Consider the following 15,971-nt stretch of genomic DNA (forward strand, 5'->3'; position numbering starts at 1 on the left):
TGAGCTGTTTGAATAGCTCGATTTGTTGTTACTAGCGAATTGACTTCGCAATGTTTAATTCTTTTCAATTAAGAAAAGCCCTATCACATTTACGAAACTTTGTTCAGTTTTCAAAGGACTACCGTGTCCATAAGACAACTTAGATATCTTAGCATTTTGTCAGGCGACTGTCAACAACAACTTGTTGCGAATCACCGGCCGGCCAAGCTCACATTGCCTCAACGACGCTATTTATCATATCAGCGAAACCGCGACCCGTCAACATTTTTCGCGACTTTTTCAGGTTCCCGAACCAGTGCTCCGGGGGTTCGATTCAATGTTTGGATTTTCATCGATAGTGGTCGCATTTTCACGCGCAATTTTCGCTTTTTCACAAACAAAAAAGTGAGCTCAGTGAGCTCACTTTCGGCTTACGGACGCAGCGTCGGGAAAAGCAGGACGTCGCGAATCGATGGGGCATCCGTCAAGAGCATGACTAGGCGATCGATGCCGATGCCCAGGCCACCGGTTGGCGGCATGCCGTACTCGAGGGCCTCGATGTAGTCCTCGTCAATGCCTTGGGCCTCATCGTTGCCGGCGCTCTTCTCGGCGGCCTGCGCCTCGAAGCGCTGACGCTGGTCGATCGGATCGTTCAGCTCGGTGAACGCGTTGGCATACTCGTTGCCGTGCATGAACAGCTCGAAGCGATCCACGAAGCGCGGATCCTTCTCGCTCTTTTTGGCCAGCGGCGAAATCTCAATCGGGTGGCCGTACAGGAAGGTCGGCTGAATCAAAGTCGGCTCCACGAATTCCTCGAAGAAGGCGTTGATGATGTGGCCGACCGTCCAGTAGGACTCAACGTGGACGTTGTGTTCGGCCGCAAGCTTACGCGCGTCTTCGAGGGACATCGGCTGCCAGAAGTCGATGCCGGTGCGGTCCTTGATCGCGTCGACCATGTGAACTCGGGCGAACGGCGCATCCAGGTCGATGTCTTGACCCTGGTACGTGATCTTGCCGGTACCCAGCACCTTGTTGGCGGCGAAGCGGAAAATGCCTTCGGTTTCGTCCATCACATCGGTCAGGTCCCAGTAAGCCGCGTAGGTCTCAAGCATCGTGAACTCCGGGTTGTGCTTGGTGTCGATGCCTTCGTTGCGGAACACCCGGCCAATCTCGTAGACTCGCTCCATGCCGCCGACAATCAGGCGCTTGAGGTGTAACTCAAGGGCGATGCGCAGGTACAAGTCGATGCTCAACGCATTGTGGTGCGTGATGAACGGCCGCGCCGAGGCGCCACCGGCTTGGTTGTGCAAAACTGGGGTCTCAACTTCCAAAAAGGCGTTGGAATCCAAGTACTCACGCACGGCGCTGACAATCTTACTGCGGCGAACGAAGCGCTCGAAGCTGTCGTCGTTGGCGATCAGGTCCAAGTAGCGCTGGCGGTAGATCTGCTCCACGTTGGTCAGGCCGTGGTACTTGTCCGGCAGCGGCCGCAGCGCCTTGCTCAGGTGGGTCAGGTGGGTGGCGCGAACCGTCAGCTCCCCGGCGTCGGTTTTCATCACGTCACCGGCGATGCCGAGGAAGTCACCGAGGTCGGCCTTCTTGAAGATCTGGTAGTTCTCCTCACCGACCATGTCCTTGCGAACGTAGATCTGGATGCGGCCGGAGCGGTCGCGCAGGTCGGCAAAGCCCACCTTTCCCTTGCCGCGCTTGGACATCATGCGCCCGGCGATGGTGACCGTCGGCGTGTTGTCCAGCAGCTGCTCTTTGTCCTCTTGGTCGTACTTGTCGTGCAGCCCCTGGGCGGTGTCGGTGCGGTCGAACCGCTTGCCGAACGGGTCGATGCCGGCCTCGCGCAGCGCGTCCATCTTCTGGCGCCGCGCCTTCATCTGGTCGTTTAATTCATTTTGCTGTTCTGCCATGTTTTCCTCCGATCTTTCTCGTCTCATTCTGCCATACTGTTGGCAAAAAGCAACTATCGCCCGACCGGCCGCTGCTCGTTCTCCTCGACAAACGCATCGAAGATATCGTCAACCGCCTGCTCGGTTTCGGCACTCATCGCCGCCGCCTTGGTGCGAGCGGCACGGGGAATGCCCTTCAGGTAATACGCGGCCTGGGAGCGGAACTCCCGCACGGCCAGGTCCTCACCCTTGAGGTCAACCAGGCGGTGCAGCTGCAGCTTGGCCGTCGCGATTTTCTCCCGCGGGGTCGGCTCCGGCACCAAGACGCCGGAACGCAGGTACGCCTCGACCGACTTGAGCAGCCAGGGATTGCCCAAAACCGCGCGGCCGATCATCACGGCGTCGGCCCCGACCTCATCCAGCATGCGCTTGGCATCCTGCGGGGTCCGAACGTCGCCGTTGCCCATGAACGGAATGTGCAGCTGGGCCTTCACCTGCTTCAAAATCTCCCAGTCGGCCTTGCCGGAGTAAAGCTGCTTGCGGGTGCGACCGTGCATCGCCAGCGCAGCGGCGCCGGCGCGTTCGGCGGCCAGGGCGTTGTCGACCGCGTAGATGTGATCCTCGTCCCAGCCGGTTCGCATCTTGACCGTCACCGGCTTGTGAACCGCGTCAACCACCGCGGCCACCATTTCGTAGACTTTGTTGGGGTCCAGCAGCCAGTGAGCCCCGGCGTCGGTCTTGGTCACCTTGGGCACCGGGCAGCCCATGTTGATGTCGATGATGTCGGCCTCGGTGTTTTGATCCACGAACTTGGCGGCGTTGACCAAGGTCTCCTTGGTGCCACCGAAAATCTGGATGGAAATCGGGTGTTCGCGCGGATCCACGAACAGCATGCTTAGAGTTTTTTGGTTGTGGTACATGATGCCGCGGTCGGAGATCATCTCGCAGACCACCAGGCCGGCGCCGAACTCCTTGGCCGTGACGCGAAACGCCGCGTTGGTGATGCCCGCCATCGGGGCCACCACCACGCGGTTGGGGATCGTCACGTTGCCGATCTGCCAGGATAGTGTGTCAGTCATGCGCTTCCGCCTTTCTCAAAAACTCGCTCAGTTCCGCTTCCGTGTAAGCATAGGTGCTGCCGCAAAACTTGCAGGTCACCGTGGCCCCGTGGTCTTTTTCAATCATCTCGCGCAGGTCGCTGGGCGCAAGCGTCGCCATGATGTCGGCGAAGTGTTCCTTGCTGCAGGTGCAGGCGAAACGCAGCGGCGTCTCGCTCAGCACCTCCAGCGCATCATCGCCGGTGGCGCGAGTGGCGATCTGCCGCGGGGTCAGGCCCTGGCGCAGCATTTCGGAGACCAGCGGCAGCGTTTTGACATTGGTTTCAAGCGCCGTCAGGGCAGATTCGGTGGCGCCGGGCAGCGCCTGAATCATGAATCCGCCGGCCACCTGCACCGTGTTATCCGCGTTGACGAACACCGACAGGCCGACCGCCGCGGGAATCTGCTCGGACTTGGCCAGGTAGTAGGTGAAATCCTCGCCCAGTTCGCCGGACACCAGCGGCACCTGCCCGGTGAAGGGCTTGCCGACGCCGACGTACTTGGTGACGGCCAAAATGCCTTGGTGGCCGACCGCCCGGGCGACGTCGATTTTCCCCACCTGGTTCAGCGGCAGGTTGACGTGCGGGTGCTGCACGTAGCCTCGCACCGTGCCATTGGCGGTGCCGTCTGCGACCAAGGCGCCGACCGGACCGTCGCCTTGAATCCGCACCGTCAGCAGGTCGTTCTCGTTCTTCAGGCCGGCGGCGGCCAGCAGGCTGGTGCCGACTAGGGTGCGACCCAGTGCGGCCGTGGCCGCCGGGTAGGTGTCGTGGCGGCGCTGCGCCTCCCGCACCGTCGCCGTGGCGTCAACGGCAAAGACGCGGAAGAACCCGTCTGCCGTGACCGCCGTAATCATTGTATCTGCCATATTCTCTCTCCTTGTTAACCGTCAATATGATAACAGATTGTGGCCGCGGGGCCAAATGAACCAGGGCGGAAGGCCGCGCAGTTAGCGGGACGGGTAGCCTAGCGGCGGCGGTTGGGGCCGCACTTGCCCCAAGTGACGCCGCGTAGCTAGCCGCTCCCGCGTTGCCGACCGGAGCCCGACGAACCAGGGCGAAGGGCGGCGCAGTTAGCAGGGCTCATCACCTAGGTCGTATCTGAAAATCCGCACCGCTGCCTACCCAGTGACTAATCCACGAACTAGTGGTTTTCAAGGCTAAATCCGAACTGATTTTGCTTCCAGATACTGCCTGGCCGTGGCGCTTGATGCCGCACTTGCCCCAAGCAAAAGACCCCGCCGCGTGGCAGGGTCTTGGCAATCACTGGTTATCGTGGTCGTCGCTTGAATCCGGTGTTTCCTGGTCCGTTGGCGCATCCGCGTCGCCGCTTGGGGCGTCTTGGGTGGTCGGGTCGGCCGGCGTCAGCGTCTTATCGGCTGGCTGCGCGGCGTCGCCTTCCTCGGCCTGCTTTTGGGCATCCTTTTGCTCCAGGGCCTTCTTGGCCTCCTCGAAGGTGGCCGCCTTTTCGCTTGGGAACTCGTCTTGGCTCTTCTCCGGCATCTTGCCCGTGTTGAAAATCTCGAGGATTTCCTTCTCGTTCAAGGTCTCGTACTTCAGCAGGGCCTCGGCAATTGCCTTGTGCTGCTCGCGGTGGCTCTCGATGATCTCACGCGCCTGTTCATGGGCGTCGGCGATGATCTTACGAATCTCGTCATCGATGGCCGCAGCCGTTTCCTGCGAGTAGGCCGGCATCTGACCGTAGCTGGCGCCGACGAACGGCTGGCCGTCGGATTCCAGGCTGACGGTGCCGAGGCGCTCGGTCATCCCGTACTGGGTGACCATGCCCCGGGCAAGCTGGGTCGCCTGCTCGAAGTCGTTGGAGGCCCCGGTGGATTCGACACCGAAGATGATTTCCTCGGCGGTGCGACCACCCATCAGGCCGACGATCTGCTCGGTCATGTCCTTTTTGGTCAGCAGGAACTGGTCTTCCTTAGGCAGCGTGATCGCGTAACCGCCGGCGCGGCCGCGCGGAATAATCGTGACCTTGCGAACCACGCGGGAGTCGGACAGCACCAGCCCGATCAAGGCGTGGCCGGCCTCGTGGTAGGCCACCATGTTGCGTTCCTTCTCGGAAATCACACGGTCCTTCTTGGCCGGACCTGCGACCACGCGGTCTTCGGCCTCGTCGATGTCCGACGCGTCGATTTCCTTCTTGCTGCGCCGGGCCGCCACCAGGGCCGCCTCGTTCAGCAGGTTCTCCAGATCCGCCCCGACAAAGCCTGGGGTGGTCCGGGCGATTTCCTTGAGGTCGACGTCGGCCGCAAGTGGCTTGTTCTTGGCGTGGACCTTCAGGATGGCCTCACGTCCCTTGACGTCCGGCCGCCCGACCAGAATCTTCCGGTCAAAACGACCCGGCCGCAGCAGCGCGGGATCCAGCACGTCGGAACGGTTGGTCGCCGCCATGACGATCACGCCTTCGTTGCCGGTGAACCCGTCCATCTCAACCAGCAACTGGTTGAGGGTCTGCTCGCGTTCGTCGTGGCCGCCGCCCATGCCGGCGCCACGTTGGCGACCGACGGCGTCGATTTCATCGATGAAGATGATCGACGGGGCGTTCTTTTTGGCCTGATCGAACAGGTCACGGACACGCGACGCGCCGACCCCGACGAACATCTCGACGAAATCCGAACCGGAAATCGAGAAGAATGGGACGCCGGCCTCGCCGGCGACCGCCTTGGCCAGCAGCGTTTTACCGGTACCAGGAGGGCCCTCCAAGAGGACCCCGGCCGGGATGCGAGCCCCCAGGCCGGAGAACTTGTGCGGATCCTTCAGGAACTCGACAACTTCGACCAGCTCCTGCTTCTCTTCCTCGGCGCCGGCGACGTCGGAGAAGCGAACCTTGTTAGCCTTCTTGTCGGCTTGCTTGGCCTTGGACTTGCCAAAGTTCATCACCCGGCCGTTGCCGCCGCCCCCTTGGCCGGCGTTGTTCATCATCATGTAGAAGAACACCATGAAGAGAACCAGCGGCACGACGGTGATCAGCAGGCTGAGCCAAACGCCGGACTGCGACTCGGTCAGGGTGTCGCTCTTGACGTCGTTGGCCTCCGCCGCCTTTTGCACCGTCGCCATCGTCGAATCGTTGGTCGGCAGGTAGGCGGAGAAGCGCTTGGTCGTGGTGCTGGTCGCGCCAAGCAGGCTCAGGCCACCGGTGGCACCCTTGATCTTCTGCTCGGTGCGGTACTCACCGGAGACCTTGTAGACGCCGCCGCTTGGCTGCACCTCGAAGGATTTGATTTTATTGTCCTTCAGTTGTGAGATGAACTCACTGGACTGCAGCTCTTGGGTCTGACTGCCGCCGCTTCCCCGCAGGTAAAGCGCAAAGCTGGTCACCAGGATCACGAACAACACGACGTAAAACAGCGTGCTCCCGAATAACCCATTTTGTTTTTTATTCATGCATAACCTCCAGCAACATTTAGCGAAAAAAGTGGTCCGTGGTGCTTCAACGCAAGTTCAATCATACACCACCGGCCGGTGAAATAAAGGTCAATCGTGATTATAGATTTCGGGTTTCAAGACCCCGATGTACGGGAGGTTGCGGTAACGCTCCGCGTAATCCAGCCCGTAGCCGACGACGAATTCGTTGGGGACCATGGTGCCGACGTAATCCGCGTGGACGTCCTTGACGCGCCGCTCCGGCTTGTCCATCAACGTGCAAATCTTCACGGAGGCCGCGTCGCGGGTCTCAAAGAGCTTCATCAGGTAGCTCAGCGTCCGGCCGGTGTCGACAATGTCTTCGACAATCAGCACATCGCGACCGGCCACCGAGGTGTCCAGGTCCTTGATGATCTTGACCTCGCCGGAGCTTTCCGTCGCCGTGCCGTAGCTGGACACGTCCATGAAGTCGACCTCGAGGTAATCGTCCACCGCGCGAACCAGGTCCGTCATGAACATGATGGCACCCTTGAGGATGCAGACGACCAACGGGTTACGCCCCGCATAGTCGCGCTTGATCTCGGCGGCCAGCCGCGTGGTGATTGCCTCGATGTCGGCCTTGGAATACAGCACTTTCAGGATATCATCATTCATCGTCATCCGTCCTTTGGCATGGGGATTGAAATGCTAGTACAGCTTGAATTATATCAGTTCGGGGAACCTGAAACAATTCAGCGAAGGCTTTTCCCTGCACCCACACCACCCCGGCCGGCGTGGCCGCGACCAGCCTTGCGTGGCGCTCTGGCCGCGGCACCTTGGCGTCGATGAACAGCCGCCGCAGCGGCTTGGTGTGGCCGCTGGGCAAAAGCACGACGTCCCCGGGTTGGCCGGTTCGCACCACCAGCGGCCCCGCCGGCACCAGGCTCCAGGCGGTGGCGGCTGGCGGCCGCTGACCGAAGCGGCCGACGCGGCCGGCTGGCAGGGGGTACCACTGCTCGGCGCGTTCCAGCGTCACGCTGGGCTGGGCCACGGGCTCGGGCAGCGCCCGACGAAGCGTGGCGTAGCTGACCCAGACGCGGCCGCCGGTGAGATCGAAGGCCTTGGTGCCGGCCGCTTCGGCCAGTGCGGCCAGCATCGCGGTCAAGGTCGCCTGATCGGCGTGGCGCTGCCAGGCGGCCAGCTGCCGCTCGAGCACCACGCGCTGCACCGCCGCCGGCTCGCTGTTTAGCTTGCGCCAATCGACGCCGGCTGGCCCGGTCGCCCGAATCAAAAGCGCATCCGCCTGGCGGTTGGCGAGTTCGAGCACCCCCGCCTGCTCCACGCTCAGCCGACTGGCGTGAGCCAAAAGCTGGGGGCTGCGTTCCTTCAAGCTGGGCACAATGGCGTGGCGCAACCAGTTGCGGGTGAAGCGCCGGTCGGTGTTGCTGGCGTCTTCCGCGTATGGCACTGCATGGGCGGCGGCGTAATCGCGCAGCGCCTGTTTCGGCACGGCGAGCAGCGGCCGCAGCAGCGTGACGGCGCCTTGTGGCTGCACCGGGCGCATCCCGGCCGCGCCTTGGGCCGAACCGCTTCGCAGCAGGCGAAACAGCAGGGTCTCCAGCTGATCGTCGGCGTGGTGAGCCAAGACGATGGCCTTGGCGCCGACCGAAGCCGCCGCCCGAGTCAAAAACGCGTATCGCGCCGCTCGCGCCGCCGCCTCGGTCACCCGCTTGGGCTGTGCGGCTTGCGGCCACGCGCCGCAAACGGTCGCCAGCCCCAGTGCCGTTGCGTAGCTGACCACCTGGCGCTGCTCGGCCGCACTGGTCGGCCGCAGCTGGTGGTCGAACTGGGCGACCGTCACTTGGAGCTGGTTGCCGTGAAGCGGCGCCAGCAGCGTCATCAAAACCATGGAATCCACGCCGCCGGACACAGCCAGCAGCACCGGCGTCTGGGCCGGCAGTCCGAACGGCGCCATCAGCGCCTCACCGTCTAGCATCTCACACCTCCGATATGACAGGATGTCATCCACCATAGCATACGCACCAAGATGAACCATCCGCCTTAGGTCCCATTCTGCCAAGCCGTCGCCCCGGTGGCAAGCCCCGGCACGGCCGAAAACCCGGGCCCGGCGCAACGGCGCTTCGAGGCAGCGCTTCGCTCAGCCGGCCGCGCGAAGGGCCGCCACCACCGCCGGGCAAGCCGACCGGCGAGCGGTTGCCCCGAGCCGGCGGCCGAGTGGGTCGGCCGCCCCCCACGGCGCGGCGCAAAAAGGCGCCACCTCGTATCGACGAGGTGACGCCAGTGTTGTCTGTCAATCAGCTGCGACGACCGCCGCGGCCGCCGCGCTTGCCTTCGGTGTTGCGGCGAAGGCTGCTCAGGCGGTCCTCGCTTTCCTTGAGAAAGCCGGACATCATGCCGTCAAAATCGTCCTTCGGGGCCTGCGGCTTACCGAAGCCGCCGCGGCCGTTGTCGCGGTGGGGCTTTGGGCCGCGCCCGAAGTTCGAGCCGCCGTTGCCGTGTGGGGCGCCGCCTTGGTGCGGGGCGCTGCCGTGAGGGCCGCCGGTGTGGCCGCCGCGTGGGGCACCACTGTGGGCACCGGCCGGGGCATCGACCGCCTTGCGAATGGACAGCCCGATCTTGCCGTCCTTGATCGACATCACCTTGACCGTCACGGTGTCACCCACCGTCAGGACGTCGTGAATGTCTTTGACATAGGCATCGGAGACCTCACTGATGTGAACCAGTCCCGTTTTGCCTTCTCCCAAGTCAACAAAAGCGCCAAAATTCGTGATCCCAGTGACCTTGCCAGAAACTTTTGCGCCGACTTCAACTGCCATATAAAAAGTTGCCCTCCTAGTGAATTGTGTCTATTAGTATACCATGCAAAAGCCGACACGCAAGCAAGCTGTCGCAAATCGGCTCACGTGTCGGCTATTCACCCGGTAATGTAAAAATGGTTTCGCCCTTCTTGGACATCGCGTACTTCTGCCGCACCAGCTTCTCCAGGTAATCCGCGTTCTTCAGCTGATCGATCTGGACGTTGAGCGCCTTTTTCTGCGATTTGACCCGGGCCAGGTCGCGCTTGGCGCGGCTGACCGCCACGCTGCGGGTGGCGATGGCCTGGTGGGTCGAAAACAGCTGGTAGCCGCCGACGCCGCAGATCACCAGCAGCGCGAGCAAAAGCGTCACCAGCCGCCGCCGGTGAACCCGCGTGTGACCGGCCGCCTTGGCCTGCTTTGGTGCCTTGAACTGGACGTGTCGAATCGCCTGCATCGCGGACCCCACCTTACCTCGTTAATTAAACTCAGTATAGCAAAGAATCCCGCGCGACGCACACGATTGGCTAATTTTCTTTGTAAGTTTCGCCTACCACCGAGTACATGTCGGCGGCCAGCTCTTTTTTGGTGGTTTCGACCAAGGCGGTGACCTTGACCGTCAGCGTCTTGTTGCCAAAGGCGATGACCAAAACGTCGCCGATGCCGACCTCGCTGGAGGACTTGGCGACCTTGTCGTTGATGGTGATGCGGCCCTTGTCCGCGATTTCCTTGGCCACGGTGCGGCGCTTGATGATGCGGGAGACCTTCAGGTATTTATCTAATCGCATGTCATTTTTCCTTCCTATTTCTGAGACGGTGCAAGAATTTGAGGAAGCGCCGACCCATTGGAAAGGCCAGCACCTCGCGAATCGAGTACAGGTTGACCAAGGCGGCCAGGCCGACGTAGAGGATCACGCCGACCGACACGGTGGCCAACACCAGCGAGAACATGTCCGTGCGGGACTGGTACGGCAGCCGCACCGCCAGCGCATGGACCGGTAGGCTCATGCCGGCGATCACCAAAAGCAGCCGCAGCTCGAACTGGTGCGGATCCGGCCGCCGGATCACATCCGGCAGCTGGATGTACAGCGCCACCAGAATCACCGCGAGGCTGACCACCGTCGCAATCGCCGCCCCTTCCGTGCCGTAAACCGCGACCAGCGGCAGGTTCAACAGCAGCTTGACGACGAAGCCGAAAAACAGCGCGTAGGTCGTGACCCGGAAGCGGTTGAGGCTTTGCAAGATCGCGTTGTAGGCGTTGATCATCGCGACCAAGGCGATGCTCAGCGCGTAAATCCGAAGCGTCGTCGTGCCTTGCCGGTCGCCGAACAAAAGCCAGTTGATCAACGGCATCAAGGCGATCAGCCCCGAGGTCGCCGCCATGGACAGCGACAGGTTGAAGTGGATCAGCTGCCGGGCCGTCGCCAAGAAACGCCCCATGTGGCCGCTGGCCGCGCTGCGCGTCAGGCTGGGCAACAGCGTCGCCGACAACGACGTCGCGACCACCAGCCCCAGCTGCACCAGCGGCTGGCCGCGGTCGTACACCCCCTTGAGCGCTTTGGCCGCCGCCGGGGCGACGCCGGCCGTCGCCAGGCCGCGGGTCACGGTGAAGGAGTCCACCAGCTGTAGCACGATGAGCATCGTGGCGAACAGCGCGATGGAGCCGCCCTCCTTGAGAAAGCGCCGCAACAGCGCCAGGTAGGTGGAAAAGCCGGCGAAGGCGAAGTGCTTGTGGGCAAACACCTTAGCGTAGGCCCACCACACGGTCAACAAGGCGGCCAGGCCACCGAAAAAGGCGCCGCTCATCGCCCAGGTCCCCATGCGGTACGGGTCCCAGTGCTGCTTGTAGGCCACCCAGGCGGCGACCAGGATCACGGCCACCCGCACGATCTGCTCGACCACCTGCGACAGCGCCGTTTTGGTCATGTCGAAGGTGCCCTGGAAGTACCCTCGGGCCGTCGACAAAACCGGCATAGTCAAAAACATCAGCCCGACGCTTCTGATGATCGGCGTCAGCGCGACGTCGGCCATCAGCCGGGCAATCCAGGTCGCGCCAAGCTCCAGCGCCAGAAACATCGCCAGGCCAAGCCAGGTCATCAAGACCAACGCCCGGTGCGTGATCTCCGCCTGCGTCTCGGGCTCCCGCGCCTCGGCAATCAGCTTGGAGATGAACACGGGAAAGCCGGACAAGGCGAAGGTCATGCCGATGCCGTACAGCGGGTAGACCTGCTGATAGACGTAAAAACCGGTGTCGCCGACCAGGTTCTGGAACGGCACCCGGTACACGGCGCTCAAGACCTTGGCGACCAAGGCAGCGAGGCTCAGGATCCACGCACCGCGCATCAGGGATTTCATCTGGTCATTTTGCATCGCTTTCCTCACTCACTGCAGTTTCTGGGGGCCGCGGTCTCGGGGCCCCGGGCGGATTGGGCCTTGCGGTTCGGTTCTCGCCAAAAAGGCGCCAATTATCGGCGAGACCGCGGCACCGGACGGCGGCGCAAACACGCCGTTACTGGCCCAAAAGCCCGAATCTTCAAGCGCGGCCAGCCGCTACGCCCCACCTAGTATACGTCAGGCCGCCAGCGTTTGACAAAACGCGGTCAGCTCACGCAGCCAATCGGGGTGGCCGGACAAAAGGAAGGTGACGACCAGCTCGCCGCCGTCTTCGGCCACCCGGGCCTTGAGCTTGGTGGTATCAAGCTTCTTGAACAGGGCCGGGCCGCCCAGCTTCGCGCTGGCCTGCTTGCTCAGCCGCAGCGTCAGCTGGTTGCCGCTTTGGGTGATTTTTGCGACCCGGGCGGCGTCGGCGAAGCGCTTCAGGCGCGTAATCGCCAGCAGGTTGGTGACCGGCTGCGGGTAATCGCCGAAGCGGTCGATCAGGTCGTCGGCCACCTCGTCCTCTTGGGCCGCGGTGGTGCTTTCGCGCAGCCGCTTGTACAGCTCGATTTTCTGCCTCGAGTCGGCGACGTAATCCTCGGGCAGGTAGGCCTCAAGGGCAAGCTCGATTTGCGAATCAAAGCGCGGCTTGGCCTTGTTGCCCAGCTTGCGAGCGACCGCCTCGTTGAGCATCTGGGTGTAAAGGTCGTAGCCGACCGCGTCGATGAAGCCGTGCTGCTGGCTGCCCAACAGGTTGCCGGCGCCGCGAATCGACAGGTCGCGCATCGCGATCTTGAAGCCGGCCCCAAGCTCCGTGAAGTCCTTGATCGCCTGCAGCCGCTTTTCCGCCTCCTCGCTCAGGACCGAATCGGGCTTGTACATGAAGTAAGCGTAGGCGACGCGGCTGGAGCGGCCGATGCGACCGCGCAGCTGGTAGAGCTGAGACAGGCCGTAGTGGTCGGCGTCTTCGATGATCAGCGTGTTGACGTTGGGCATGTCGACGCCGGTTTCGATGATGGTGGTCGTGACCAAGACGTCGTAGGCGCCGTGGAGAAAGTCGTAGATCACGTTTTCCAGCTGGGTCTCGGTCATCTGGCCATGCGCGTAGGCCACCGTTGCGTTGGGCACGAGCTCCTCGACTGCCGCCACCGTTTTTTCGATGTCATGGACCCGGTTGTGCAGGTAAAACACCTGGCCCCCGCGTTCCAGTTCGCGTTCGATCGCGTCGCGCATCGCGCCGCGGTTTTGCTCCATCACGAAGGTCTGAATCGGGTAGCGGTTGGTCGGCGGCGTCTCGATCACGGACAGGTCCCGGACGCCGAGCATCGACATGTTCAGCGTTCGCGGAATCGGCGTGGCGGTCAGCGTCAGCACGTCGACGTTGTGGCGCAGCTCCTTGAGCTTCTCCTTGTGCTTGACGCCGAAGCGCTGCTCCTCGTCGACGATCAAAAGCCCGAGGTCCTTGTACTGCACGTCCTTGGACAACAGCCGGTGGGTGCCGACCACGATGTCAACCGTACCATCCTTCAGGCCGGCCAGCGTCTCCTTGATCTGCCCGGGGGTGCGAAACCGCGACAGCATGCCGACGGTCACCGGGAAGTCGGCGAAGCGTTCGCTCATCGTGTCGAAGTGCTGCTGGGCCAAAATGGTGGTCGGCACCAGCAGCGCGACCTGCTTGCCGTTTTCGATCGCCTTGAAGGCCGCCCGAAGCGCCACTTCGGTCTTGCCGAAACCGACGTCGCCGACGAGCAGCCGGTCCATCGGCCGCGGCTTCTCCATGTCCTGCTTGATTTCGGTTACCGACCGCAGCTGGTCTTGGGTCTCCGGGTACGGGAACTCGGCCTCAAACTGGCGCTGCAGGTCGTCGTCCGGGGCAAAGGCGAAGCCGGGCTCCGCCTCACGCGCCGCGTAGAGCTTGATCAGGTCGTCGGCGATGTCTTCGATCTTGCCGGCGACCTTCTTCTTGGTTTTTTGCCACTCCGAACCGCCCAGCTTGTTGATCCTCGGGGTCTTGCCGTCGGCGGCCACGTATTTTTGGACCAGGTGAAGCTGATCGACCGGGATGAACAGCTTGTCGCCTTGCTGGTAGACGATCGTGATGTAGTCGCGGTGAACCCCATCGACCTCAAGCGTCTGCAGACCGACGTACTGGCCGATCCCGTGGTTGACGTGAACGACGTAATCGCCCGGGGTCAGCTCGGTGTAGGAGCGCAGCCGCTCGGCGTTGGCCAGCGTCTGGTGCCGCGCCTTGCGATGCACCTTGGCGTTGAACAGTTCGTGGTCGGTCACCACCACCAAGTGCAGGCTGGGCAGCTCGAAGCCGTTTTGCAAGTTGCCGACGGTCAGCTGCAGCGTGTTGGCCAACAGATCGTCGGCCGGGCTGATTACCGTGTCGACCTCAAAATCGCGCAGCGTCTGGTTCAGCTTGGTCAGCCGTGCCTCTTCTTGAACCAGGAAGACCACGGTTTGCTTTTGCTTGCGCCAGCGGTCCGCCTCGGTTTTGAGCAGCGGCATCTGGCTGAAGAACTGCTGCACGTTGCGGCTAGCCACGTTGGTCAACGACTGCAGGCGCAGGTTGCCCATGCCCTTTTGAAACAGGCTGAGGTACAGGTGGGTGCGGCGGTCGGTGCGGTCGATTTCCTGAAGCGACTGGGGCTTGGGCAGCGTAGCCAGGCGGCCGCCTTCCTGCAGGCTGGCCGCCCAGTCCGTGGTTTCCTGAAGCAGCGTGACGTCGGTGTCGGCCAGCTTGGTGAAGTCGTCCCACACCACCAGCGCATCTGGCTGCAGGTAATCCAAGAGCGTCGCGGCCTGCGGGTACAGCGCGGCCATGTAAAGCGCCAGCTCCTCCGGCCGCTCGCCCAGCGCCAGCTGCTCTGCGACCGCCAGCACCCCGTCGGTCAAGGCCTGCTTGGCGACCTTGGTCTTGGCCTTCGCCTTGGCGGCCAGGCCTTGGGTCCGCAGCCTTTCGCCGGCCGCCTTCAGGACCTCAGGCGTTGCAATCAGGTCGGTCGCCGGGGCGAGGTCCAGGTGGTCGATGCTTTGGATGCTGCGCTGCGTTCCCATGTCGAACTCACGCAGGCTGTCGACGGCCGTGTCGAACAGCTCGATGCGAACCGGGTTGTCGGCGTTGAGCGGGTAGATGTCGATGATGCCGCCGCGAATGGCGAACTGGCCCGGCGTTCCCACCAGGCTGTCGCGGCGGTAGCCCATCGCCACCAGCGTCGCCGCGAGCTTGGCCGGCTCGATCTCGGAGTCCAGGTCCAGGTGCAGCGCGGCTTCCTGCCAGGTCGCCTTGGGCACCAGCTGGTGGCGCAGCCCGGCGAGGCTGGTCACCACCACGCCGGGCCGAGCGGTCGCCAAAAAGCTCAGCGTGTTGATGCGTTCGTTGAGCGTGTCCGGCGACGACACGGCGACCTCGGCGGCCATCACGTCCTCGACCGGGAAGGACCAAACCGCCGAATCGCCAAGCAGGCCGGTCAGGTCGGCGACCAGTTCGTCTGCGTGGTAGCGGTTGTTTTCCACCACCACCAGCTGGCGGTTCAGGGTCTTGGCCGCCGCCGCCAGAAAAAGCGTTTTGACCGAGCCGTTCAGGCCGGTCACCAGGTGGCGACCGGCCTTCAACTGCGGCCAAAGTGGCGCAAGCTCGGGCGCTTGCGCCATTAATGTGATCAGATCCATGTTTCCTCCATGTCAACGTCGCCGCTTGCCGAACCGGCCGGGTGGTGTCAGTTGTACTTATTCATTAAGGCGGCGAAGTCGGCGCCGCCCAGCCAATCGGCCACCGCCAGCTGCAGCTTGTCGATGCCGCTGAGGATGTCCACCTGCTGGTCCTTATCGAACGGCGTGAGCACCCAGTCGACGACCTTTTGGCGCGTCGGGTGCTGGATGCCGATCTTGGCGCGGTAGAAGTCCTGGGTGCCCAGCACGTTGATGATCGACTTGATGCCGTTGTGGCCACCGGCCGACCCCCGCTGCCGCAGCCGCAGCCGGCCCATCGTCATGTCCATGTCGTCTTGGACGATCAGAATCTCCGATTGTGCAAATTGGTAGAAGGCCTTGAGCTGCCCCACCGCCCGGCCGGAGTCGTTCATGAAGGTCTGCGGCTTGACCAGCAGGACCTTTTGGCCGTTGACAAAGGCGCTACCGGTCAGTGCGTTCATCTCCTGCTTGGCGATGGTCACCCCGTACTCGGCGGCCAGCCGGTCGACGGCCATGAAGCCGACATTGTGCTTGGTTCTCGCGTATTGCGAGCCTGGATTACCCAGGCCAACGATCATTTTCAAAGTCTATTTCCTCCGTTCACGCAAAAAAGCCGGAAAGTACCCCTTCCAGGTCGCCTCTAGTATACCAGAACGGCCGGACTTGCACGAGCTGGCGTGTGTGTTAGTTTGCTCAGCCAAAATAAGTACAGTTCCCGAGACGGTGTATTGGTGCATTTATTACAGTCGA

12 protein-coding genes are annotated in these 15,971 nt (G+C 62.5%); all 12 read right to left on the reverse strand.

Annotation, left to right across the window (positions count from 1 at the left end; all coding sequences use genetic code 11):
• Positions 1–410: 410 nt before the first annotated feature.
• Positions 411–1,898 (reverse strand): lysine--tRNA ligase, encoded by a 1,488-nt coding sequence (gene lysS, locus NUH19_RS11410; RefSeq protein WP_262316684.1) that lies wholly within the window; start codon positions 1,896–1,898, stop codon positions 411–413.
• Positions 1,899–1,951: 53 nt separating this feature from the next.
• Positions 1,952–2,956, reverse strand: a complete 1,005-nt coding sequence (gene dusB, locus NUH19_RS11415; protein WP_262316685.1) for a tRNA dihydrouridine synthase DusB — start codon at positions 2,954–2,956, stop codon at positions 1,952–1,954.
• On the reverse strand, positions 2,949–3,842 hold the full coding sequence (gene hslO, locus NUH19_RS11420) for an Hsp33 family molecular chaperone HslO (RefSeq protein ID WP_262316686.1): 894 nt from the start codon (positions 3,840–3,842) through the stop codon (positions 2,949–2,951). Before hslO ends, dusB begins: the two co-directional genes overlap by 8 nt.
• Before the next feature lie 394 nt (positions 3,843–4,236).
• Positions 4,237–6,372, reverse strand: coding sequence for an ATP-dependent zinc metalloprotease FtsH (ftsH, locus tag NUH19_RS11425; RefSeq protein ID WP_262316687.1), 2,136 nt, complete (start codon positions 6,370–6,372; stop codon positions 4,237–4,239).
• 90 nt (positions 6,373–6,462) lie between these two features.
• Entirely contained in the window at positions 6,463–7,005 is a 543-nt protein-coding gene (gene hpt / locus NUH19_RS11430) for a hypoxanthine phosphoribosyltransferase (protein ID WP_262316688.1), read from the reverse strand.
• Positions 6,998–8,326, reverse strand: coding sequence for a tRNA lysidine(34) synthetase TilS (gene tilS, locus NUH19_RS11435; protein WP_262316689.1), 1,329 nt, complete (start codon positions 8,324–8,326; stop codon positions 6,998–7,000). The genes hpt and tilS overlap by 8 nt, the downstream gene beginning before the upstream one ends.
• A gap of 319 nt (positions 8,327–8,645) precedes the next feature.
• Positions 8,646–9,167, reverse strand: coding sequence for a S1 domain-containing RNA-binding protein (locus tag NUH19_RS11440; RefSeq protein WP_262316690.1), 522 nt, complete (start codon positions 9,165–9,167; stop codon positions 8,646–8,648).
• A 94-nt stretch (positions 9,168–9,261) separates the two neighbouring features.
• Positions 9,262–9,603: an FtsB family cell division protein gene (locus NUH19_RS11445; RefSeq protein WP_262316691.1), complete on the reverse strand. Its 342-nt coding sequence runs from the start codon at positions 9,601–9,603 to the stop codon at positions 9,262–9,264.
• Between the two features lie 70 nt (positions 9,604–9,673).
• Positions 9,674–9,934 (reverse strand): RNA-binding S4 domain-containing protein, encoded by a 261-nt coding sequence (locus tag NUH19_RS11450; RefSeq protein WP_262316692.1) that lies wholly within the window; start codon positions 9,932–9,934, stop codon positions 9,674–9,676.
• A 1-nt stretch (position 9,935) separates the two neighbouring features.
• Entirely contained in the window at positions 9,936–11,516 is a 1,581-nt protein-coding gene (locus NUH19_RS11455) for a putative polysaccharide biosynthesis protein (protein WP_262316693.1), read from the reverse strand.
• 201 nt (positions 11,517–11,717) lie between these two features.
• Positions 11,718–15,200, reverse strand: a complete 3,483-nt coding sequence (gene mfd / locus NUH19_RS11460; protein WP_262316694.1) for a transcription-repair coupling factor — start codon at positions 15,198–15,200, stop codon at positions 11,718–11,720.
• A 47-nt stretch (positions 15,201–15,247) separates the two neighbouring features.
• Complete coding sequence (gene pth, locus NUH19_RS11465) at positions 15,248–15,805, reverse strand: aminoacyl-tRNA hydrolase (protein WP_262316695.1); 558 nt, start codon at positions 15,803–15,805, stop codon at positions 15,248–15,250.
• Positions 15,806–15,971: the final 166 nt, after the last annotated feature.

Origin of the sequence: Lacticaseibacillus parakribbianus, from assembly GCF_025490915.1 — a bacterium.
GTDB classification, from domain to species: domain Bacteria; phylum Bacillota; class Bacilli; order Lactobacillales; family Lactobacillaceae; genus Lacticaseibacillus; species Lacticaseibacillus parakribbianus.